The following is a 22950-nucleotide window of genomic DNA, read 5'->3' as shown; positions in this document are numbered from 1 at the left end:
GATCCCGACGACGAGACACAACCACACCCAACACCACCGGTACGACAATTTCCGGCAGCGGCCAACCCGGCGAACGTTAGTGGACACCGCACTAGCGTCGAGGCACGGCGAACCAGCCCACCGCAGTCAGGGCAAGGAGCAGTGACACCACGAACAGGGCGACTCCCACCGAATGGGGCATGGGGATGAGAAACGGCGCCTGCTGGACCAGCAGGCACGCGCCGAGCAGCGCCTGACCCACGCCCATGCGGACGGGTTGGGACCGCTGCCTCGCCGTCAGGCGCGCGACCCGCACCCAGGCCACGGGAACCCGGCGCGACACGGCGACGCGGACACCGAAACCGATCATGGCGAGGCTGAGGACCACGATCACGAGGCGCACGGTGGTCACACAGACTCCAGGCCACTCGGGCTCATGCGCCCCATCATTCAAGGCGTGTCAAGGTCGCATCTCCTCGTCACAGTCGCAGACCGTCCAGCCTCCCGGACGGGGACCAGGCAGGGCGCCCTACCAGACGCCTGACGGCTTCCGCAGCGGATCCGCGCACGGCCGGTCGCGGCCGGAGTGCGGCTCCCAGCTCGCCGGCGGGGTGGAGAAAGGGTGGGGTGGCGGGCGAATGATCTGGACGGCCCGGTGGAGTCAGGGCAATACTGCGGCTGGTCCTTACGTGGCCGGCGCCCCGATGGCAGGGGCGGGAAGTGGGATGAGAATGCTGCGTGGGCTCGGAATCGGCGAGAAGGACGAAGCCGTCTACGTGGAACTGCTGCGCCGCCGCCGGGCGACCGCCGCGGATCTCACGGAAGCGTTGCAGATGGCGGCGCCGGCGGTGACAGCCGCGATGGCGCGACTGGTCGCGCTCGGCCTGGTCACCGTTGACGACGGCGGCCTGCACACCGTCGTACCGCCCGACGTCGGGCTCGGCACCCTCATCGTCCAGCGCCAGGCCGCACTGCAACAGGTCCAGGGCCGGCTGGGGGAACTGGTGCAGGTGTACCGGACCGGGGCGACGTCCACCGTGGGTGAGGTGGAGGCGCTCACCACCCCGGAGGAGCTCGCCACCTGGATCGACAACATGGAGCGGGGCGCCAAACGGGAGATAATGGCGTTCTTCCGGCCTCCGTACGTGCTGGACGGCGACCTCGATGTCTCCACCGACGTGCCCGCCTACCGTTACGTGTACGAGCGCGCCGCCCTCGACGATCCGCGTACCCCCGCCGAGATCGGCAGGTTCCTCAAGAGCGGGTACGAGATCCGGATCGCTGCCGAACTGCCCAGCAAGATGATCATCGTGGATCGGGAGACGGTGCTGCTGCCGATGCTGCCCGACCAGACGAGCGTCCATCCCGGGTTCCTCCTGGTACGGGGTCAGGCGCTGGTGCACCTGCTGGTGGCGCTCTTCGAGCGGGTCTGGCAGGCGGCCACGCCGTTGCGGCTCACCGCCACGGGTCTCGCCGAGGGGTCTCCCGCGTGGGACGACGTCGACGTCGCGCTGCTGACGTACCTGCTCTCCGGGATGCCGGACAAGACGGTGGCCAGCCGGCTCGGGACCAGCGAACGCACGGTGCAGCGCCGGATCCAGCGGCTGATGAAGCTGGCCGGGACCGACAGCCGCATGCAGTTGGCCTGGTACGCCGCCCGGTCGGGGCTCATCTCACCCTGACGGACCAGAAGGCGGGTCGTCCCCGCCCGCGGCGCGGGCGGGGACGACCGTGAGGGACGGCGGGGTTATCCCCGCAGCTTGTAGGCGCGGGTCACGGTCTGCTCGACGGTGTTGCCGTCGGCGTCGGTGGCCTGCACCCGCAGGGACACGAAACCGCTGGTGTCGGCCAGCGCCGGGCTCTTGACGGTGCCCTTGACGGTGGCAGCACCCCCGGCGGTGACGGTCACCTGCTGCCAGGTGGCGCCGTCGTCGTAGGAAGCCCACAGCTTCGCCTCGCGGATCCGCGGGCCGGCCAGGCCCTTCGGGTACCAGAAGTCGAGGCTGATGTCGGTCGTCGACTGCGCCTGCACGCTGTTGTCGAGATCGACGTCGACGTCGTAACCGACCGACAGCACCGGCAGAAGCGCCCGGTCGCCGTCCCGCTGGGAGTGGAACGTCCAGGCGGTGTTCACCTTGGTGGAGGTCGCCCACCACGGCTGGTCCCGCCGCACATCCGTCACCACGCGGTACTCGGCACGCTCCGGCGTCATCGGGAAGGCCACCGCCGCGGCCGGAGCGGACCCGAGCAACTGGCCGTCGCGGTACACGGCGGTCAGTGCCTTGTCGGTGTTGTTGGGGATCGTCCACAACTGGCCGGTCGCCGCGTCCAGGAGGCCGGTGTTCAGCACGACGCCCACATCGCCGATCCGGACGGCTCCCTCCGGGTGGTCGGCGGGTATGGCGGACCGGACGACCGGCTTGTTCCATGCCCGGGTCAGTCGCTGCCCGGGCTGCAACACCGACGTGGCCGTCTGCTGGAAGCCGGGCATCGACTCCCACACGGCGGCCGGCGCCATCAGCTCCCACGTCGGCCGGCCGGCGGTGACGTATTCGGTGAGGGACCTCGGCATGGTCGTCCGGATGAAGGTCATGACGACGAAGGACTGCAGCGGCGAGGTGAGGAACCGGGAGTATCCCGCTTCGGTGCCGGGCGTCGAGGCGTGGAACGACGTGTCGACCGTGGCCAGTTCCTCGGTGCGGACCTGGTAGCGCTGGTCGGCCGAGATGCCGTGCTGGTACTTGAGTACTTCATAGGAGTACGGACTCTGCGCCGTCCCCTTGAACTGGATCATGACGTCGCCGCGGCCGGCGAGACCGGCCAGTCGGCTCCCCTGCGCGCCGGAGAGGGTCATGGCCGGGATGACGGTCGGCGTCGTCCGGTAGACGTCCGTACCCCACTGGGCGGGGATGTCGTTGTAGATGATGATCATGCTGGCGCCGGCCGCCGCCGCGTTCGCGATCTGCTGCGACGGGGTGACGTCGTCGCTGCGCCGTACCAGCGCCAGCTTGCCCTTGACGGCCCTGCCCGCGTAGTCCTGCGGTCGTCCGATGCCGGCGTCCACCACCCGCTGGACCTGCGTGCCGTCGAGGCGCGCCGAGCCGACCCAGCCGCCGACGTACTCCGGCGTGATCGGGAAGGCTCCGGGACTGACGAGCTGCGCCTCCAACGACGGTGCCGTCAGCGACCAGGCCAGCCGGTGCTCGAGGTTCTCGCTCTTGAGCTGGGACGGGATGGCGTGCAGCTTCGTGTAGCCGTTGAATTCGGTCTGGAAGCCGTACATGCGCGACTTGTCGTCCTTCAGCAGCGACATCCCCAACCGGACCCGCTGCGGCTGGCTCGGCTTGGGCGTCTGGATGCCGACCTGGCTCGACTTGCGTCCGTCGAAGGTGATGGTCCGGTCGGAATCGACGAGCACGCCTGATTCCGCGCCGTAGACGTGGTCCCGGACCTGCTGGTAGTCAGGGGTGAACCGGTAGGTGGCCGACGCGAAGGCGTACTCGCCGCGGGGCAGCCTCAGCTCCAGGGTGCCCTCGGCGCCGAGGATGAAGTGGATGTCGGCGGGCCGGGGGTTGTCGAGGTCGAAGACCCAGATACTGCTGTAGGTGGACGCCGGCGCCTTGCCGTCCAGGTCCGTCAGCTTCACGCTCACGTTGAAGCGCTCCGGGTCCCGGACGAAGCCGACGGCCGTCGTCACGACCGTCCCGCCGTCGGCGGAGGCGGCAGTGACGTGCGCGCCGTACGTCCCGACCGGCACCACGCCGCTGTTGGCGGTGACCGTCACGTCGGCCGTGCCGTGGGCCGGCACGGTCACCGTGTCGGCGCCCAACGTCAGCGCCCCGGCCGGCAACTGCCCGTCCGCGCCCTTGGTCGTCAGCGCGAGGGTGACCGGCTGGTCGCCGTCGTTGACGTAGGTGATCTGCTTGGCGACCGGGGCGGTCGACTCCCACGCCTGCAGGCCGAAGTCGACCACGCCGGGCCCGGACACGGTCTGCCGCACGGCGCGGCTCACGTCGGTGCGGCCGGCGCCCTGGGCGTACACCGAGGTGTCCGCCGTGGTCTTCGCCGTGCTGACGAGCTGGCCCTTCAGCCGCGCCGGAGTCCAGTCCGGGTGCTGCTGGGCCAGGATCGCGGCCGCACCCGCCACGTGCGGGGTGGCCATGGAGGTGCCGCTGGCGGCGGTGTAGTGGTCGCCCGCAGGGGTGCCCATGCTGGTGCCGGCCGCCCGGGCGGCGACGATGTTCGAGCCGGGGGCGGTGATCTCCGGCTTGAGGGCGCCGCTGGCGAGCGGGCCACGGCTGGAGAAGGAGGTGACCGCGTCGGTGCGGTCCACGGCGCCGACCGTCAGCGCCGACGCGGCGATGCCCGGCGAGCCGACAGTCGTCGCCCCGGGCCCGGAGTTCCCGGACGCGATGGTGAACAGCACGCCCGTCTCGGCCGTCAGCTGGTCGACCGCCTCGGCCATCGGGTCGGCTCCGTCGCCGGCCGTGCCGCCCAGGCTCATCGAGACGACCTTCGCGCCCGAGTGGGCCGCCCAGTCCATCCCGGCGATGATCCACGACTCCTCGCCGCCGCCCGCGTCGCCCAGCACCTTGCCGACGAGGAGTTGCGCGCCGGGCGCGACGCCCTTGTACTTGCCGCCGGAGGCCGCGCCCGTGCCGGCGATCGTGGCGGCGACGTGGGTGCCGTGCCCGTGCCCGTCCTGGACCGACTCACCCGGCACGAAGCTCTGGCTCTCAGCGATCTTGCCAGCCAGGTCCGGGTGGTTCAGGTCCGCGCCGGTGTCCAGCACGGCGACCTTCACGCCGGTGCCGTCGTATCCGGCGGCCCAGGCGGCCGGCGCGCCGATCTGCGGCACGCTCTCGTCGAGCAGGGCGTGCACCTTGCCGTCCAGCCAGAGTCGCTCGATGCCCCCGGCGAGCCGGGCCTTGGGGGTACGGGCCCTGGCGGTGTCGTCGTCGACCGCCTCCCAGAAGGTGGCGGCCTGCTTCTTGTCAGCGGCGATGGCGGCGCCCCGGACGCTGGGCAGGCTCCGCTTCATCCGGCTGCCGGCGGGGGCCGACCGTGCGGCTGCCTTGGCCGTCCCGGCGGGGTACCGCACGATCAGCGGGATCGACGTGGCGTGCGCGTCGTCGTAGCCCTGGGCGATCAGGCCCGTGACGTTGAACAGCCGCCTGTCCACCTGGCCGGACGCGATGAGCGGCTCGACAGCCAACGGCACGACGTACACGTCGGTGCCGACCGAGTAGGTGCGGAAGTTGCCGACCGGGCCGTCGTGCGGGGTGACGGTGATCGCCGGCTTGCCGCCCTGCGTCGTCACCGTGACCACGTCACCGGTGACGAGGGTGACCCGTGCCGCCTTCGACGACGGGGGTACGGCGGCGGTAACCTCGCCGCCGGGCGCCGGCGGCTTGCCGTGCGCGCTTGCGCCGACGGTCGCGACGAGTGTCGCGGCGAGCGCGACGCCGAGCAGCGTCGATCTTCTGGTTCGCATTGACCTGGCCCTCCTTCTGCCGATACCTGAGGTTCGTACCGGTGGGGCAAAGCTTCGTGAAGGCGGGGGCGACCGCGCTACGGCTGCGCCTGGCGAACACTGGACATGTCAGGTCGCCGCCACAGTGATCGGCGGGTGCAGATGCATCGCTACCGCCCCGTGACCACCGTCGGCTGGCGCGCCGACGACCGGCGCGGCGGGGCGCTAAGGGCGTGGATCCCGCCCGCGGGGTGGCGGCGGCGGGGTCGGTTCGCTGGGGCGGACCCGCCAGGAGACGGCGTCCGTCGCGGCGATCCCGGCGAGGATGACGACGGCCACCACGGCGATCAGGATTGGCGGAAGGAACGCCACCACGGGCGCCAGCGCGACCAGCAGGAGCAGCCCGATCACCCGGGACAGGGCGACCCGGCTGAAGGACAGGTAGTCGAGTCGGGCCCGGCCGGCCAGGTAGATCGCCGGTCCGCAGAGGATGACGGCGGACCAGGCGAGGTTGGGCCCGGCGAACGGGTGGGTGATGATGATTTCGTCGCCGACCGAGCTGAGCACGATGCCTGCGGCCATGAGCAGGTGGGCGTACGAGGCGGACCGGCTGAACACCGCCGGCGTGGTGCTCGCCGCGATCACGGCCGGGAGCAGCAGCCCGGCCCGGTAGAAGTAGATCCGCCACAGCAGCGTGGTGATGGCGAACGTCAGCACGAACGCGATCACCCGGTCCCGCTCGAAGCCGAGCCCGGCGAACTGTCCGCCGGCCGCCAGGATCGACTCACCGAACGCGACGATCATGATCTGCTGGTAGCGCTCGGCGAGATGCTCCGCGGAGACCGCCTGCGTGGTGATCCGGGCCGGACCGAGCTTGGGCAGCCGGAAGTCCAGCCGACTCATGACGTACCCGAGGACGGCCGCGACGAGCCAGATCACCACCCGGGTGTTGCCGTCGGTGAGCGCGCCCGCGATCCACAACACTCCGGAGATGCAGGACCAGATGAACTGCTGGAGGGAGCCGATCGTCACCTCCTGGCCGTGCATCGCGACCGTGACGAACAGGGCGCGGCCGACCTGGATGAGGACGTAGGCGGCGGCGAAGATCATGCCGTCCTCGGCGAACGCCTCAGGCACCGCGCCCGCCATGATCAGGGTGCCGAGCATGATCGGGATGATCACGAGCTGGATCGCGGGCTGCGCGGGGTTGAGGCGGTTGGTGGTCCAGGCGGTGAAGACCCAGACCCACCAGAACGCGGCGAGCAGGATCCCGGTGTGCAGCGCGCCGAGCCAGGTGAGGTCGCTGAACAGGGTGTGGGACAGCCGGGTCAGCGCGAAGACGAAGATCACGTCGAAGAAGAGCTCGACGTAGGTGGCGCGCTGGGGCTCGGCGTGATCCCTCAGGAGGTCGCGCGGGTTGCCGGCGGTCATCGGCACGCCCGTTCCGTCGGTTCTGCGCAGCCTGCCATCAGTCGTACCGTGCGCCGCGCCGCCGTCGGCCTGGCTCACGCCGACGCATGTCGAACACCCGCGCCTCCCGCTCTCCGCAACCACTGCGGCGACATGCATGCCGGGTGGGTTGGCCTGTCCGGTCCTGTGCCGCGCGTCGACGGCCGAGTCCGGCGCGCCGGTCGAGGGGAAGTGCAGGTCACCCGGGGCAGGTCAGAAGGGTGTGACGTCCGACCGGAGGGCCTGCCGGTCAGGGTACATCGGACGGATCGGCCGGCACGGCGCGATTGACAGCATCCGATGGCTCGGCGTCGGGGAGGGTGGGAGCGTCGGTGGGGTAGAGGCCGGCGACGAAGCCGTACACCTGGTCGCCGGACCGGGGGATCTGGGCGAACCGGCGGGCGAGTTCCTGGACCTGCGCCCAGAAGTTGCGTACCTCCTCGACGGGAATGCGGGCGTGCACGAGAGTGCACCGCAGGTCGTCGGCCGCGTGGGCGGCAGCCGACTCGGCGGTCGCCTCCGCGAGCCCGTTGATGGCGGCCACGACCTGCTTGTCCTCGCTGCGGCTGAGCACGCCGACGTAGAACGTACGGGCGACCCGGCCGTAGTACCGCTCCTCGATCGCCCGAACGCGGCGGGTGCGGACCACGCGCAGGAGACCGACGTCGACGAGAAGGTTCACGTGGTAGGCGACGCTGCTCTTGGGGCGGTCGACCGCCTGGGCCATCTCGGTGACCGTGGCGGCCCGCTCGAGGAGCAGTTCCAGGAGAGTGGCGCGCAGCGGGTCGGCCAGCGCCCGCAGCTGCTCAGGCGCGGTGACCACGAGCATCTCGTCGAGGTCGTAGTCCGGGATCCGCTCATTGACCGACATTTCTCGACCGTTCTAAGATTATGGATCGTTTGATCCTCGCCGTCCGATGTCAGGAGTGTAGAGATGGCCGAAGTCGTGCTGTTCCACCACGTGCAGGGGCTCACCGACGGGATGCGCGCGTTCGCCGAGCAGTTGCGCGCCGGCGGACACACGGTGCACACGCCGGACCTGTTCGACGGCGAACGACCGGCGACCCTCGAGGACGGGCTCGCGCTGACCCGGCGTATCGGAGGTGAGGTGCTCGACGAGCGCGCCGACCGAGCCGTGGCCGACCTCCCCGGGGAGCTGGTCTATGCCGGCTTCTCCCTCGGTGCCGGCACGGCCCAGCGGATGGCCCAGACCCGGCCCGGCGCGCGCGGCGCGCTGCTCTACGAAGCCTGCCTTCCGATCACCGGCGAGTGGGCCGTCGGGCCGTGGCCCACCGGGGTCCCGGTGCAGATCCACGGCATGGACAAGGACCCGTTCTTCGCGCTGGAGGGCGACATCGACGCCGCACGGGAGCTGGTCGCGACGGTCGGAGCCGACCTGGGCGAGCTGTGCGTCTACCCGGGCGACCAGCACCTGTTCGCCGACAGCTCGCTGCCGTCGTACGACGCGGAGGCGACGGCGCTGGTGGTGCGGCGATCGCGGCAGTTCCTCGACCGGGTGGGCTGACCCGCGACGGGCTCAGCCCTGCCCGCCCCGGCACAGGGTCGACGGACCGTCGGGCGCGCTGTCCCGGTACGCCTCCGAGCCCAGGACCGGCGCGTAACCCAGGTCGCGCCGGGCCGCGTCGAGGTCGAAGACAGCCCGGGTGTTCGCCGAGGTGATGGTGTACGCCCCGAAGCGGACGTCGGCCCACAGCGCGCGGCGTACCGCCTGGCCCAGGTCCGCCGGGCCGAGCCAGGTGTCGAACCAGCCGCGCGTCGGCGGCACGGGACGGCAGCCGCCGAGGCGCAGACAGACCACGGAGAGGGCACCCGAGTCCGCGTACACCCGGGCGGCGGCCTCGCCGAAGACCTTGGTGGCGCCGTAGCGGCAGCACGGGTGGGGTGGCCACGAGTCGCGTATCGGACCGGACGCGGGCCGGGCGGCCGGTGGGCGGTAGCCGCCGAGGACGTGGACGGAGCTGGCGAGCACCACCCGGCGTACGCCCGCCTGCGCCGCCGCCGCCAGGACCCGGGTCGGCACCTCGACGTTGGGGCCGAGCAGCCGGTCCCAGCCCTCGTTCGGCCGCGGGTTCCCGGCCAGGTGCACGACCGCGTCCACCCCGGCGCAGAGCCGCTCGGCGAACCCCCGGTCGGCGAGGTCGCCGGGCACCACCTCCGCCGGCCCGACCGGCTGCGGGGCGCGCAGGTCGGTCAGCCGCAGCTCGTGTTCTCCGGCGAGTTGCGGCAGGAGCAGCCCGGCCACCCCGCCGGCCGCGCCGGTCACCAGTACCCGCATCCCGGTCACCAGTTCGTGAAGGAGCCGTCGCGGCGGTGGTAGACCGGCAGCGGGGCCGGACCGCCGGGGTCGAGCCGGCGGGCGGCGGCGAGGTCGAGCTCGATGCCGAGGCCGGGCCGCTCCGCCGGCCTGATCCGGCCGGGAGTCAGCACGGGACCGGCGGTCAGCACCGGCGAGGGCGGGAACTCGGGCCACGGCTGCTCCTGGACGGAGACGTTGGGCAGGACCAGGTTCAGGTGTGCGGAGGCGGCGGCGGTGACCGGGCCGAGCGGGTTGTGGGTGGCCAGGTTGATGTGGTGGACCTCGGCCATCGCCGCGATCTTGCGGGCCTCGGTGAGCCCCGTGTTGGCCACGTCGACGCGGGCGTGGTCGATCAGCTCACCCTCGATCAGCGGCCGGAACTCCCACTTCGTGCCGAGCTGTTCACCCGCCGCGAGCGGGACCGCGGTGCGCCGGCGCAGCATCCGGTAGCCGTCGAGGTGTTCGCTGCGCAGCGGGTCCTCGACGAAGTACGGCCGCAACGGCTCCAACTCCCGGCACAGCGTCACGGCCTGCGGGGGCTCCAACCGGGTGTGTACGTCGAGCAGCAGCTCGACGTCGTCGCCCAGCGCGGCGCGGAGCCGTTCCACGGTGGCGACGGTGTGCCGCAGGGCGCTCCGCTGGTCGTACTCGCCGTCGGCGTCCGGGCTGTTCGCCGGCACCCGCAGGTACCGCCATCCGGCCGCCACGAGCCGCTCGGCCTCGGCCACCGTCGCGGCCGGGTCCCTGGCGTCGCCGACGCGGACGTGCACATAGCATTCGACGTGGTCCCGGGAGGCGCCGCCGAGCAGTTGGTGCAGCGGCACGCCGAGCGTCTTGCCCCGCAGGTCCCACAGCGCCACGTCGATCGCGGCGAGCACGGCGGCGAGCACCCCGGTCGCCGGGAAGAACCCCGACCGGGAGAGAAACTGCCAGAGGTGTTCGATCCGGCTCGGGTCGGCGCCCTCCAGTTGCTCGGCGAAGTCCTCGACCGCGCCGCGGACGGCCCGCCAGCGGGAGCGCATGCCGACCTCGCCGACGCCGTACCCGCCGGAGTCGGTGTGCACGACCACCAGCAGCATGGCGCTCGTGTCCTGCGGCACGGTCAGCAGCTCCAGGTGAGTGATCTTCACGCCGCCCCCCAGGTGTGCGCCGGCGCCGCGTCGATCCCGACCTCGACGGCGAAGATCCGGCCGCTGTCCGGCGCCGCGCGCCGGGTCGCCTCGTCCAGCCCGATCCAGGCCGTCGTCACCACGAGGGTGCCGGCGACCAGGCAGACGGCGGTCGGCCGGGGCACCGGCAGCCGCACCCGGGCCAGCGGGGTGCCGTCCGGGGCGAAGCGGCGGACGCACCAGCCGTCCCACATCGCGACCCAGAGGCATCCCTCGGCGTCGACGCAGAGCCCGTCGGGGGTGGCGTCGTCGCAGTCGACGAGGACCCGCGGGTCGCCGGCCTCGCCGGCCGCCGGGTCGTAGCGGTAGCCGGTGAGTCGCCGGCGCCGGCTGTCCACGTGGTACATCGTCTCCCCCGCCGGATCGAACCCGAGCCCGTTCGCGCAGCCGATGCCGTCCAGCACCGTCGCCACCGAGCCGTCCGGCTCCAGCCGGTAGAGCGCGCCGGACCAGGGTTCCGCGCCGCCCAGGATCTGGCTTCCGGCGAGGAACCGGCCGTACGGGTCGCAGCCGCCGTCGTTCATCTGGGTACGCGGCGCGGCGACGTCACCACCGAGCGGACGTACCGTGCCGTCGGCCGAGACGTGCCGGAATCCCCGCCCGGCCGCCACGACCCAGCCCGCGCCGGCGGCGGCGAGCGGCGCCACGGCCCCGGCCGCAGCCCCGACGTCGTGCCCGGCCAGCACCTCGATCCGGTCGCCGCCGAACCACCCCCGCCACAGCCGACCGGCGCGGATGTCCACCCAGAGCAGTTCACCGGTACGCGGATCCAGCCGCGGCCCCTCGCCGAGTTCGTAGCGCTCGGCGGACACGGGGCGCGCGAGCAGGGTGTCAGGACTTGACGGCACCGGCGATCCCCTCCACGAACGTACGCTGCAGGAACAGGAAGATCGCGATGATCGGCAGCAGGCTGATCGTCGCCGCGGCGGCCAGTCCGCCCCAGTCGGTGGCCTCCTGGCCGAAGAAGCTGTACATGCCGACGCCGAGCGTGCGCAGCTCCGGCCGACCCAGGGTGAACACCAGCGGGATGAAGAAGGCGTTCCAGGCCGCCATGAAGTTGAACAGCGCCACGGTGCCGATCACCGGCTTGGCCAGCGGCAGCATGATCCGGAAGAAGATGCGCGGGTAGCCGGCGCCGTCGATCCGGGCCGCGTCCTCCAGTTCCTGCGGCATGCCGGCGAAGTACCCCATGAACAGCAGGATGGGTACGACGTGCGCCGGCCCGGCGGTGGCCAGCACCGCACCGAGCAGCCCGTTGCTCAGCCCGAGCCCGTCGACCAGCTTGAAGATCGGAATGATCGTGTAGCCGTGCGGGATGAACATGGTGGCGACGAGCAGCCCGACGATCACCTTCTTGCCGGGCAGGTCGCCCCGGCCGAGGGCGTACCCGGAGGTGGCGGAGACCAGCAGGACGATGGCCACGGTGGTGACGGAGAAGACGACCGTGTTGGACAGGTAGGTACCGAAGTGCGCCGTGTCCCAGGCCCGGGTGAAGTTGTCGAAACTCCACTCCTTCGGCAGCACCGAGAGCCCGCCGAGGAAGACCTCCCGCTCCGACTTGAAGGCCGTGGAGACCATCCAGACGAAGGGGTAGATCCAGACCAGGCAGAGCGGGACCAGCAGCAGGTGCCAGAGGTGCATCCGACGCATCAGCGGCTCCCCTTCAGGTACTGCCGGCGCAGCAGCGGTGCCTGCAGTGCCGTCATCACCAGCGTGATCACCCCGAAGACGACGCCGGCGGCGCAGGCGAAGCCGTAGCGGGGCGCGTTGAGGTCGGGGTTGAAGGCGTACCGGTAGATGTAGGTGGCGACCACGTCGGTGGCGTAGTTGGGGCCGGCCTGTGTCATCGCCTGCACCAGGTCGAACGGGTTCATGCTCTTCTGGAAGGTGAGCAGCAGGATCACCACGCCGATCGGGGCGATCACCGGGAGGGTGACATGCCGCAGCGTCTGGCGCCCGTTCGCGCCGTCGACCTTCGCCGCCTCGTACAGGTCCTCGGGGACGGTCTGCAGCGCGGCGAGCCAGTAGACGAGGGTGATGCCGAAGCCCTTCCACACGTCGACCGCCATGACCGTCGGCAGGGCCGACGACTCGGACAGGAAGCTCACCGGCGAGTCGACGATCCCGGCGGAGCGCAGCACCTCGTTGACGAACCCGCCGGCCGGGTCCAGCAGGACCGCGAAGACGATGCCGACCACCGCCGTGGTGGTCACCACCGGCAGGAACAGGAACAGCCGGTAGAGGTTGCGCCCGCGCAGCCGGCGGCTGTTGAGCAGGATCGCCACGAGCAGCGCCAGCGGCATCTCGACGCAGATCGCGGCCAGGGAGAAGAGGAACGAGTTGCGGAAGGCGTGCCAGAACCGCTCGTTGCCGAGCACCTCGGTGAAGTTGGCGAAGCCGACCCACTCGGTGGCCGGGCCCACCCCGTCCCAGTCGAAGAACGAGTACCACCAGCTCGCCACCATCGGCCAGAGCGTGAAGGCCACGAAGAGCAGCAGCATCGGGGCGAGGAAGACGTACTGCCAGGCGTGCCGGCGCAGCTTGCCGGGGCGGCGCCGCCGGGCGGTGGCGGGAGTGGGCCGGGGTGGCGCCGCCGCCGGTCCGGCGGCGCCCCCCGGGGCGACGGTGGGGGTGCTGGTCACTTCTGGCTCGGGGTGAACGGCTGCAGCGGGTCCCAACCCGGGAAGGTGAGGTCGGCGCGCGAGGCCTGCACCCCCTTGCCCGTCAGGCTCTTGATCTGCTCGTCGATGAAGGCGTCGAGCTTGCCGTTGAGGTTCGCGGCGGCCGGGGCGAAGGCCTGGTTGCGCAGGATGGCCGGCAGGGCGATCTCGGACCACTGGAGATCCTGCTTGCCGCGGATGGCCGCCATCAGCTGCGCGCCGCCCTTGGTGGCGAGGATCGGGTTGGGGATGAGCCGCACGGTCTGCGCGGCGACGTCCATGATCGCCTTTTGGTCCGCGTTGTTCGCCGCCTTGTCCTGCCAGGCGCTCTCCAGGGCGGTCAGGGTGCCGAACTTCTCGTAGTACGCCCGGTGGAACTCCTTGGAGGCGAGGAAGTCCATCACCTTCCACGCCTGCTCCGGGTGCTTGGACTGGGCCGACATGGACCACAGCGGGCTGAAGCTCGCCGTCTGTCCCGAGTAGCCGCCGCGCCCGGCCGCCGGCACGGGCACGGCCGCGATGGTCATGTCGAGCTGCGGGTTCAGCTTGCGGACCTCGTTGATCTGGAACGGAGCGGCGAGGAACATCGCCAGCTCGCCCTTGGCGAACGCGGTGTGCACCTTGCCCGCGTCCGTCCAGGTCTCCCAGCCCGGGGTCATGGTCTTCGCGGCGTGCATCCGCCTGAGCAGGTCGACCGCCGCGGCGAGCGACGGGTGGGTGATGGCCGCCCGGCCGGTGCGCAGGTCGATGCCGTTGTCGATCGAGGCCGGTCCGGCGGTGTGCTGGAGCATGCGGGCCAGGACGCTCTTGCTCCACGGGCCGGCGAAGCCGAACGTCCTGCCCCCGCCGGTGCGGGTGATCGCGGCGGCGGCCTGCTCCAACTCCTCCCACGTCTTCGGGGCGGCGGTGACCCCGCCCGTCTTCGCGGCGGTGTTGTTCACCAGGAGGAACCGCACCACGGACCACTTTCCCCAGACCAGCGGCAGCGTGTAGAGCTTGCCGTCGCGGTGCAGACCGGACGTGGCGGGGTCGAGGCTGCCCTCGGGGAACCGGGCCTTGAACTCGTCGGTGACGTACTGGTCGAGCGGCGCGATCCAGCCGCGCTCGAAGATGCGGTCGAAGCCCTGGTCCTGGGCGCGGAAGACGTCCGGCGCGTTGCCCTGCTGGAAGCTGAGCTCGATGGCGTTGATCTGCTGGTCGCTCGGGTTCTCGATGACCTGGACCTTGATGCCGGGGTTCTTCTCCTCGAACAGGTCGAACTGTTCGCGGTAGAACTGGGAGGCGCCGGAGGGGTCGGGCACCAGCATGACCTTGATCGTCACCGTGTCCCCACTGGACCCGTCGCCGCTGCCGACCAGGTTGCACGCGGTGGTCAGCCCGCCCGCCGCGGTCGCGGCCGCACCCACGCCCAGGATCCGCAGCAAGGACCGGCGGGTGAGCTCTGGTTGCTTCATGTCCTACTCCTGTTCGATCACCGGTTGGCGGAGCCGCTCGGCCAACGAGGGCGAGGCTTCGGTCTGTTTCGTCGCGGTGAAGAGCGTGTTGAGGACAGTAGCTTCACCTACCACCTCGTGCAATAGGCATCCGCTATGTGGGTCAGCTACGCACGGAGGCGGTGAGCTGCCCCGAGACCGCCGCCGCCGCGTCGCGCGGCTCGCAGGGCGCCAGGAACGCCGCCGCCAGGCATGCATGCCCCTTCCAGTACGCACCCTTGACACCGACATTGATTGCATTAACTATCCATTTCATGGATGTGAAGCCCACAGTATCGAGGCGGCATCGTTCTGTACTCACCCTCTTCCTCGCCCTCGCGGCGCTGGTGCTGCCCTCCGGGGCGGCCGTCGCGGCACCGACCACCCAGGACCAGGCTCCCTTCGCCACCCCGTTGCGCGAGACGGACAAGCCCGACCTGCGGATCCGGCAGGTGGCCACCATCGAGGGCGACCACCACCGGATGATCTTCCACCACGCCACCTGGCGCGGCGGGCAGACGTACCTGCGGGACATCCTGGTCCGCACCCCCGGCGGCTGGCTGCCCGTCACCGACGCCGAGCGACGCTTCGACGAGCAGTGGCTCGTGCTCAGCGGCGCGAACGGCACACCGACCGACTACTACAGCTCCATGAACCCCGGCTGGGTCGGCTTCACCGGACTCCGCGCCGTCGACAGTCGCACCGTCGAGCTGCGCACCGGGGCGCCCGGGGCGTACGAACTGACCGTCCGCTGGTCGGTCGCGGGCGACAACCCCGAGGCGTCGTGGACCCTGACCGCCCGCCGCGCCGACAACTTCGTCGTGGGCTACCAGTCCCTGGACGTCACCGCCTTCGGCGACGTCGACGAAGTGCTCTGCGGCAGCCGCCAGCACGCCCGCGTCGTCTACGGCGCGGAGGCGCTCAGCGCCTGGGAGCTGATGGCGCCGGTCTGCCTGATGGAACGGACCGTCGCGGGACAGCAGGTGACCAGCGGGGGTCTACGCACCCGCCGAGGTGATCCCGTTCGAACACCAGCGCGAGGTCGGCGCGGACGGGCAACCGTTCGGGATGAGCCTGCGCAACGAGAACGGCGGCATCCAGCCGATCGCCTTCGCGCCGCAGGTCGGCCGGCACTCGCCACTCGAGGCCGGACAGCAGCACCGGTTCACGTTCGGCGTCTACGCCCGGCCCGCGACCATGTACCAGGCGTACACGCAGTTGACGCGCGACGAGTACGACTACAGCGCATACCGGCAGAACATCTACGACACCTCGCTGACCGGGACGGTGCACAACCTGGTCGACCTGACCATGCGGGACACCGAGGCCGACGACAGCGAGACCTACCAGCGCTCCCTGTCGGGCTGGTGGGACCGGGCGAAGGGCTTCGTCGACACCGAGAACGACCGGGCGGTGCGCACCGCCACCAGCGGCGTCCTGCTGGGCGCCTACTACCTGACGGGGGACCGGGAGCTCTACGACAAGCGGGCGCGGCCGTCCCTGGAGTACCAGGTGTCCCGCAACAACATCGGTTGGACCCCGATCAAGCAGAACCCGGTCTACGGCGACACCAACGCCTGGCGCGTCGGCAGCGTGGCCGGGGACGCCTCCACCCTCGTGCCGCTCTACCAGCAGACCCGGGGCCAGGTGGCCGGCCTGCACGAACTGGCCCTGAAGTCGATCGAGGAGCGGGTCCGCAAGGACAGCCGGACACCGGTCAGCACCCCGCTCGCGGCGTGGCGGCTCACCGGCAACCCGGCGTACCTGGCGGAGGCGAAGGCCGAGGCCGACCGCTACGTCACCGCCCAGATCGACCCGCCGTACACGACGAACATCGCCGAGAACGGCTTCCAGTTCAACTACTCGAAGGGCTGGGTGGAGCTGCTGGAGCTGTACGAGGAGACCGGCGAGAAGCGTTACCTGGACGCCGCCTACACCGAGGCGAAGCGGTTCGTCACGCAGACGATGGTGCGCCCGGTGCCCGAGGGCGACATCACCGTCAACGCCGACGGCTGGATCGACGCGCAGGTGGACCGCTGGAACCCTCCCGTGACCTACGACTATCCGAAGAAGGACGTGCCGGCCGAGGAGGTACCGGCCTGGATGGTCTCCACCAACGGCATGACGTTCGAACAGCTCAGCACCTACAAGATCGCCGCAGGTCGGGAGAACCCCGGCGGCGGCCTCGTGATGAACCCGATCTGGGCGCCGTTCCTGCTGCGGCTCGCCGGCCACACCGGTGACGGGCTGCTCGCCGACGTGGCGCACAACCTCGTCGTCGGCCGGTTCACCAACTACCCCGGCTACTACTACCGCGAGTTCACCGCGGCCCAGATGCGCCCGGACTTCCCGCTGACCGGCCCGGCCGGACTCACCTCCATCTACTACCACCACATCCCGGCGCAGCTCGGGCTGGCCATGGACTACCTGATCTCCGAGCAGAGCTACCGCTCGCGCGGCAGGATCAGCTTCCCGGCCGTGTTCGAGACCAACTACGTCTACTTCAAGTACCACGTCTACGGCCATCAGCCCGGCACGTTCTACGGTGAGGACGGCGTCTGGCCGTACCTGCCGAAGGGCATCGTCGACGTCGCCGACCCGCAGCTCAACTGGGTCACCGGGCACGGCAACAAGAGCCTCTACCTCAGCCTGACCAACGAGGCGACGGGCACCTCCCGCAGCGTCGTGCGCTTCGACCCGAAGGTCAGCGGGGTACGGCCCGACCGGGCGTACCAGGTCGAGGTCATCCGCGACAACGGTTCCCGCAGCGTCACCACGATGCGCGGGGCGACCCTGCCGGTCACCGTCTCCGGCCGGGGAATCACCGCGCTGGTCGTCCGCGATGTGTCGGTGCCGAACGTCGGGCACCAGGTCGGCGGCGACCAGGCCGACGCCGGGCCGGACAGCTACCACTTCGACGACGCGAGCCCGATCGGGACCGCCCGGGGCATGCTGCTGACCCGGCCGGACCGCGGCGGCTACGACGCCTACGTGCAGGCGGCGACCGAGGCGCCCGCGACGCTGCACTGGTCGGCCGACGGCGGCACCACCTGGCACGAGCAGGCGGACCGGATCTACCCGAACGAGTGGACGATCCCCGTCGAGGGCCTCGACACGTCGTTCCGGTACCGGATCAGCACCGAGGCCGCCCGGACCGGCGACGCGACCCTGCGCCTGCCGCCGGCCGTCACCGGCCGCTGCCCACCCGGAACGACGGTCTGCGGTGCGGCCACCCCCGCCTCGCCCGACACCACGCCCGGCGACACCGTGGGACTCGCCGTGACCGTCCGCAACGACGGCTCCGCCACCCTCACCGACCCGGCGGTCACGCTGGACCTCCCGGCGGGCTGGTCGGCCCGGCCGGAGGGCACGCAGCCGTCCACCGTGCCGGCCGGGACCGCGGCCACCTGGCGCTACGAGCTGACCGTCGCGCCCGACACCGCCGCCGGCCGGGTGGCGCTCAACGGCACCGTGAGCTGGCGCGGTGGCGAGGCGGCGCTCGCGGCCGGACGGCTCACCGTCCGGCCCCCGACCCGGCTGAGCGCCCTCGTCGCGGCGCCGGCGGAACTCGCGGAGCCGGGCGACGCGACCACGGTCACCGCCAGCGTGCTCAACGTCGGCCCGGCCACCGCCCGGGGCACGCTGCGCCTGACGCCACCGGCCGGATGGACGATCACGCCGGCGAGCGTGCCGTACGAGGTCGGCGCCCGCGGGGAACACGCGTACACCTTCACCCTCACCTCCCCGTCCAGCGCGGAACGCGACCGGGCGTACCAGGTGACGGCGGCGCTCGACGGCGGCGCCGCGACCACGGCGCAGGTACGGATCGCCAGCGAGGATGTCGTCGTCACCACGCAGGACATCCGTCCCCGGTACACGGAGACCGGTGAGTGGCTCGCCAGCGGCCTCGCCGGGTACAACGGCACCCAGTCGCGCTTCAGCGCGGAGGGCAAGCTCGGCGGCACCGCCACCTGGCGGCCGGCCCTGACCGAGGCCGGGTGGTACGAGGTCGCCGTCTGGTACCCGTCCAACGCCGACACCACCAGGAAGGCCGACTACCTGGTGCGGCACCGCGACGGGGAGACGCCGGTCCGGGTCGACCAGCAGCAGGACGCGCGCAGCTGGCGGGTCCTCGGGACCTTCCCGTTCGCCGCCGGCGAGGACGGCTTCGTCCGGATCACCGTCGACGACCCGGCCTTCCACCGGGTCAGCGCCGTCCGGTTCCGACCGGTGGATCCGGCCATGGTGCAGCCCCGGATCACCGGGCTCTCCGCCGACGCGGTGGCGGCGCCGGGGGGCAGCACCACGGTCACGGCCACCATCACCGCGACCGCCCTGGCGGGCGCGAGCGGCTGCGCCGCTATCGGCCTGCCGGAGGGATGGAGCAGCACCCCTGCGTCCGTCCCGGTCGCGCTGGCACCGAACGCCGCACAGCAGGTGAGCTTCACGATCACGGCTCCGCCCGGCGCGAGCGTCGGCGCGCTGCACGAGGTGGCCCTGCACGTGGCCGGGGCGGTCGGGCGGACGGCGGTACCCGTCGGGACGCCGGACCCGGCGGCGGCGGTCGTCGTCGACGACGGCCAGGACGGCTACACCGAGACGGGCGGCTGGACCGCCAGCACGCTCAAGGGGTACGCCGACAGCACCACCCGCGTCGCCGGCGGCGGCACGGGCGCCGTCGCCACCTGGCGGCCCCCGCTGCCGGCCGGCGCCTACCGGGTCAGCGTGTGGTATCCGACGAACTCCACCACCACCAGCGCGGCCACCTACCGGGTGGCGCACACCGCCGGCACCGACACCCGGACGGTCGACCAGACCAAGGACGCCGGGCAGTGGCGGGTGCTGGGCGCGTGGCACCTCGACCCGGCGACCGCCACGGTGAGCCTGTCGGCGCAGCAGGTCGGCCATCACCGGGCCGACGCCGTCCGGTTCGAACCGGTCGTCCCGGCGCGGACGCCGGGCTGCTGACCAGGGTGCGGGCCGCCGGTCGTGACGGTCGGCGGCCCGCACCGCCACGCGATGTATGATCCGTAATCTGGATTACACTCCTACGCTTTGAGGGATGGGCAGAATGCCACGCTCCACCACCCGCGAGGTCGGCGGCGGCACGCAGAGTGTCGAGCGCGCGCTGTCGCTGCTGCGTGCGTTCACCGAGGAGCACCCGGAGCGGCGTGTCTCCGAGCTGGTCCAGCTCACCGGGCTGGGCCAGTCGACGGTCTCCCGTCTGGTCGGGACGCTGGAGGCGCTCGGCTTCGTCACCCACGACCAGCGCAGCGGCCTCTACCGGATCGGGCCGACGGTGGTGGGGCTGGCGGGCGTCGCGCTCAACCAGTCGGCGGTGCACCGCCAGTCCCGGCAGATCGCCCAGGACCTCGCCGGCGAGTTGGGCCTCGGCGCCAACATCGCCGAGCGCCACGGCACCGAGCTGTTCTACCTCTGCAACTTCGAAGGCCGGCTCGCCCCCCGCTCGTTCACCCTGGTCGGCCGCCGGGGCCCGCTGCACGCGACCGCCCTGGGCAAGGCGCTCCTGTCGGACCTGACCGCCGAGGAGATCGAGTCCCTGATCGGGACGCGCTATCCGGCGTACACCCCGAAGACCGTCGCCGACCTCGACGGGCTGCTCGCCGCGATCGGCGAGGGACGACGGCGCGGCTACGCCACCGAACTGGAGGAACTGGCCTTCGGCCGGGCCTGCCTGGCCGCGCCGATCCGGGACCGCTCGGGCAAGGCCGTGGCTGCCCTGTCGGTCTCCGGCCCGCTCTCGGCGATGGACCTACCGAGCCGCCAGGACGAACTGGCCATGAAGGTCATCGAACAGGCCGACCAGATCTCCACCGGACTCGGCTACCACGCCAGCGCCGCCCCGCTCTCCGCCGTCGTCTGACGGCGGGAGCCCGTCCACCCGTCGACGGCGGAACCGTCTCACCCGGGTTCGGCGCCGCCGACGGCCCGAGGCGGCAGCGAGGCGAAGCCTCGCGCGGCGACCAGGGCGACCAGCGCCGCCGGGGCGCTGGGCAGGAAGAAGGGGACGGCGACGGGTACGGCGACGAGCATCGCCAGGACCAGCAACGTCACCGTCGCACCCAGGCCGAGCGTCCACAGCGGAGTGCGCGCGGCCGTGAGCGCGGCGATCCGCCAGGCGGTGGTGGTCGGCACGTCGAAGTGGGCCAGCACCGGGGGCAGGTACGCCAGCACCGTCAGATACCCCAGCCCGAGCACGGCCACCGCGCCGGCGAGCGGAGTGCCCCGCGCGGCGAGCAGGTAGAACGCGAACACCCACACGGTCAGCAGCGGCAGGCCCAGCCGGACCTGCGAGCGCCCGAACTCCGCCCGCCAGTGCCGCCAGAAGTCGCGCCACGGCTGCGGATGCCCGCCCCGCTGGTAGTCCCGCAACAGCGCGAAGAGCGCCACGGTGGCCGGTGACACGCCGGCGACCACGCCGCCGGCGAGCACCCCGGCCAGCCACAGCAGGTTCAGCCCGGCCAGTCGCGGCGGCCAGTCGAGCAGCCGGTAGAGGCGGGCGTACCGGCCGCCGGTCGGCACCTGCGGGTTGGTCACGGGGCCAACTCGGCCAGACGCTGCCGCAGGTCGGCCCGGGCGTAGGCGGCGGGCGACGCGATCGACAGTCCGCCGTCGACCGGCAGCACCACCCCGGTGATGCCGCTGGCGGCGTCGGAGGCGAGGAAGTGCACCGCCGCGGCGACCTCCTCGGGGCGCAGCGTCCGCCCGATCGGGTAACCCCCGGCGGCGTCGGGCAGCCGCTCGGCACCGACGATGCCCGGGGCCACCGCGTTGACCCGGATCCCACGCGCGCCGTAGTCCAGCGCGACCTGGCGCACGAGGGCCTCCACCGCGCCCTTGGCCGCGGCGTAGGCGGCCACCCAGGGTGCGGCCAGGAACGCGTTCACCGAGGAGACGGCGACCACCGCCCCGCCGGCCGGCAGCAGCGGCAACGCCGCGCGCAGCGGGAAGAAGAGCGTGTCCAGGCAGCCCGTCAGGGCGGCCCGCCACTGCTCGTCGCTGGTGCGGTGGGCCGGCGCGATGGGCATCGCCCCGGCGGCGGCGACCAGCACGTCCAGCCCGCCCAACCGCTCCCGCGCCGCCTCGACGGCGGCGGCGGCCCCGGCGGCGGTGGAACAGTCGCCGGTGAGGTCGGCGACCAGGCTCGGTTCGCCCGCCGGTTCGAGGCCGTAGCCGACGACCCGGTCACCGGCGGCGGCGAAGCGGGCCGCGATGGCCCGGCCGATCGGGGTCGAGGCGCCGACCAGCAGTACGCGCCTCACTCCGCACCCCAAGTGCTGAACCGGGCGATTGCCTCGACATCCACCGAGACCCCCAGCCCGGGGCCGGTGGGCAACGGGATCGCGGTCGGCGTCGGCTCGATCGGCACGGTGAGGATGTCGTTGACCCGGTCGAAGAGGGTCGGGTGCCACTCGAAGGCGACCAGGTTCACGCAGGCGGCCGCGACGTGCAGACCCGCGGCGAGGGCCAGCCCGAGCCCGGCCGAGTGGTGCGGGGCCACCGGCAGGTGGTGGGTCTCGGCGTACTGGGCGATCGCCAGCCCCTCGGTGATCCCGGTCCGTCCGATGTCCGGTTGCAGCAGGCCCGCGGCCCGGGCCGTCACGAACGGCTGGAACTCCCAGCGGTGCCGCAGGCTCTCCCCCAGCGCCACCGGCACGTCGACGCGCGCGGCCAGGTCGGCGTGGCCGGCGACGTCCTCGAAGGCCAGTGGCATCTCCAGGAACCAGCCGTCCCGGTCGGCCAGGCCACGGCCGAGCCGGACCGCGTCGGCCAGGCCGTAGACGCCGTGCACGTCCACGGCTACCTGAAGGTCGGGGTGGACCTGGCGCAGCGCCGCCACGGTCGCCAGGTCGGCGTCCACGCCGTACCCGAGACCGAGCTTGACCCGCCGGACCCCCTGCCCGACCCAGTCCCGGGCCTGCGCGACCCGGTCGGCGTCGGTGCGGCCGGGCAGCCCGGAGACGTACGTCGGGACCGCGTCGTGGAACGCGCCGCCGAGCAGTTCGACGACCGGGCGGTCGGCCAGCTTGCCGGCGAGGTCCCACAACGCGATGTCCACGGCCGCGATCGCGTCGGCCTGGTGGCCGCCGAGGTGCCCCCGCTCGCGCATCAGCTCGCCGAGCCGGTGGCGCAGCGGGCGCACCCGGCGCGGATCCGCGCCGAGCAGCACCGGTGCCAGAAGCCTGCGGACGATTTCGCCGGGCACCTCGGGGGCGACCGGGGCGAGTGCCTCCCCCCAGCCGGTCGTGCCGTCGTCGGCGGTCAGCCGGACCACGAGGGTCTCCCGCTGGTTGCCGTAGACGCTGGGCCAGGGCGGCCGGGTGGCGTAGGCGCGGGGCGCGCCGTCCGGGCGGCCCAGCGCCAGGGGATAGACGTCCACCGAGACGATCTTCGTCATGGCGATCAGCCT

The 22950-nt window shown here is 72.1% G+C and carries 17 protein-coding genes; 4 read left to right on the top strand and 13 right to left on the bottom strand.

Annotated features, from left to right (window positions below; translation table 11 throughout):
• Nucleotides 1-91: 91 nt before the first annotated feature.
• Complete coding sequence (locus tag AB0G14_RS23440) at nucleotides 92-391, bottom strand: hypothetical protein (protein WP_357700693.1); 300 nt, start codon at nucleotides 389-391, stop codon at nucleotides 92-94.
• Between the two features lie 313 nt (nucleotides 392-704).
• Here AB0G14_RS23440 and AB0G14_RS23435 point away from each other — a divergent pair, with 313 nt between their 5' ends.
• On the top strand, nucleotides 705-1661 hold the full coding sequence (locus tag AB0G14_RS23435) for a helix-turn-helix domain-containing protein (RefSeq protein WP_357700691.1): 957 nt from the start codon (nucleotides 705-707) through the stop codon (nucleotides 1659-1661).
• A gap of 65 nt (nucleotides 1662-1726) precedes the next feature.
• Here AB0G14_RS23435 and AB0G14_RS23430 read toward each other — a convergent pair whose 3' ends face one another.
• From AB0G14_RS23430 to AB0G14_RS23420, 3 genes are all read right to left on the bottom strand, one after another.
• Nucleotides 1727-5473: a S8 family serine peptidase gene (locus tag AB0G14_RS23430; RefSeq protein ID WP_357700689.1), complete on the bottom strand. Its 3747-nt coding sequence runs from the start codon at nucleotides 5471-5473 to the stop codon at nucleotides 1727-1729.
• Nucleotides 5474-5677: 204 nt separating this feature from the next.
• Nucleotides 5678-6961 (bottom strand): low temperature requirement protein A, encoded by a 1284-nt coding sequence (locus AB0G14_RS23425; RefSeq protein WP_357700687.1) that lies wholly within the window; start codon nucleotides 6959-6961, stop codon nucleotides 5678-5680.
• A 190-nt stretch (nucleotides 6962-7151) separates the two neighbouring features.
• Nucleotides 7152-7772: a helix-turn-helix domain-containing protein gene (locus AB0G14_RS23420; RefSeq protein WP_357700685.1), complete on the bottom strand. Its 621-nt coding sequence runs from the start codon at nucleotides 7770-7772 to the stop codon at nucleotides 7152-7154.
• Nucleotides 7773-7835: 63 nt separating this feature from the next.
• On the opposite strand from AB0G14_RS23420, the gene AB0G14_RS23415 reads away from it, so the two are divergent.
• Nucleotides 7836-8426, top strand: coding sequence for a dienelactone hydrolase family protein (locus AB0G14_RS23415; protein ID WP_357700683.1), 591 nt, complete (start codon nucleotides 7836-7838; stop codon nucleotides 8424-8426).
• 12 nt (nucleotides 8427-8438) lie between these two features.
• Here the strand turns inward: AB0G14_RS23415 and AB0G14_RS23410 are convergent, their stop codons facing one another.
• Genes AB0G14_RS23410 through AB0G14_RS23385 form a run of 6 tightly spaced genes read right to left on the bottom strand, consistent with a single transcriptional unit; the run spans nucleotide 8439 to nucleotide 14501 of the window.
• Nucleotides 8439-9197, bottom strand: a complete 759-nt coding sequence (locus AB0G14_RS23410; RefSeq protein ID WP_357700681.1) for an NAD(P)-dependent oxidoreductase — start codon at nucleotides 9195-9197, stop codon at nucleotides 8439-8441.
• Nucleotides 9198-9202: 5 nt separating this feature from the next.
• On the bottom strand, nucleotides 9203-10348 hold the full coding sequence (locus tag AB0G14_RS23405; RefSeq protein ID WP_357700679.1) for a mandelate racemase/muconate lactonizing enzyme family protein: 1146 nt from the start codon (nucleotides 10346-10348) through the stop codon (nucleotides 9203-9205).
• Complete coding sequence (locus AB0G14_RS23400; RefSeq protein WP_357700677.1) at nucleotides 10345-11235, bottom strand: SMP-30/gluconolactonase/LRE family protein; 891 nt, start codon at nucleotides 11233-11235, stop codon at nucleotides 10345-10347. The genes AB0G14_RS23405 and AB0G14_RS23400 overlap by 4 nt, the downstream gene beginning before the upstream one ends.
• Nucleotides 11219-12037, bottom strand: a complete 819-nt coding sequence (locus AB0G14_RS23395; RefSeq protein ID WP_357700675.1) for a carbohydrate ABC transporter permease — start codon at nucleotides 12035-12037, stop codon at nucleotides 11219-11221. The genes AB0G14_RS23400 and AB0G14_RS23395 overlap by 17 nt, the downstream gene beginning before the upstream one ends.
• On the bottom strand, nucleotides 12037-13029 hold the full coding sequence (locus AB0G14_RS23390) for a sugar ABC transporter permease (protein ID WP_357700673.1): 993 nt from the start codon (nucleotides 13027-13029) through the stop codon (nucleotides 12037-12039). The genes AB0G14_RS23395 and AB0G14_RS23390 overlap by 1 nt, the downstream gene beginning before the upstream one ends.
• On the bottom strand, nucleotides 13026-14501 hold the full coding sequence (locus AB0G14_RS23385) for an extracellular solute-binding protein (RefSeq protein ID WP_357700671.1): 1476 nt from the start codon (nucleotides 14499-14501) through the stop codon (nucleotides 13026-13028). The genes AB0G14_RS23390 and AB0G14_RS23385 overlap by 4 nt, the downstream gene beginning before the upstream one ends.
• 1032 nt (nucleotides 14502-15533) lie before the next feature.
• On the opposite strand from AB0G14_RS23385, the gene AB0G14_RS23380 reads away from it, so the two are divergent.
• Complete coding sequence (locus AB0G14_RS23380) at nucleotides 15534-19487, top strand: NEW3 domain-containing protein (protein ID WP_357700669.1); 3954 nt, start codon at nucleotides 15534-15536, stop codon at nucleotides 19485-19487.
• A gap of 94 nt (nucleotides 19488-19581) precedes the next feature.
• Nucleotides 19582-20403, top strand: coding sequence for an IclR family transcriptional regulator (locus AB0G14_RS23375; protein ID WP_357700667.1), 822 nt, complete (start codon nucleotides 19582-19584; stop codon nucleotides 20401-20403).
• A gap of 38 nt (nucleotides 20404-20441) precedes the next feature.
• Here AB0G14_RS23375 and AB0G14_RS23370 read toward each other — a convergent pair whose 3' ends face one another.
• From AB0G14_RS23370 to AB0G14_RS23360, 3 genes are read right to left on the bottom strand one after another with little or no spacing between them, the layout of a single operon-like run.
• Nucleotides 20442-21077, bottom strand: a complete 636-nt coding sequence (locus AB0G14_RS23370) for a DUF624 domain-containing protein (protein WP_357700665.1) — start codon at nucleotides 21075-21077, stop codon at nucleotides 20442-20444.
• Nucleotides 21074-21802 (bottom strand): SDR family oxidoreductase, encoded by a 729-nt coding sequence (locus AB0G14_RS23365; RefSeq protein ID WP_357700663.1) that lies wholly within the window; start codon nucleotides 21800-21802, stop codon nucleotides 21074-21076. Before AB0G14_RS23365 ends, AB0G14_RS23370 begins: the two co-directional genes overlap by 4 nt.
• Nucleotides 21799-22938 carry a mandelate racemase/muconate lactonizing enzyme family protein gene (locus AB0G14_RS23360; RefSeq protein WP_357700661.1) on the bottom strand — a complete coding sequence of 380 codons (1140 nt, stop codon included), beginning with the start codon at nucleotides 22936-22938 and terminating at the stop codon, nucleotides 21799-21801. Before AB0G14_RS23360 ends, AB0G14_RS23365 begins: the two co-directional genes overlap by 4 nt.
• Nucleotides 22939-22950: the final 12 nt, after the last annotated feature.

Origin of the sequence: Micromonospora sp. NPDC023814 (assembly GCF_040639595.1) — a bacterium.
Lineage (GTDB): Bacteria > Actinomycetota > Actinomycetes > Mycobacteriales > Micromonosporaceae > Micromonospora.
This window is presented reverse-complemented; position numbering and strand designations above follow the sequence as displayed.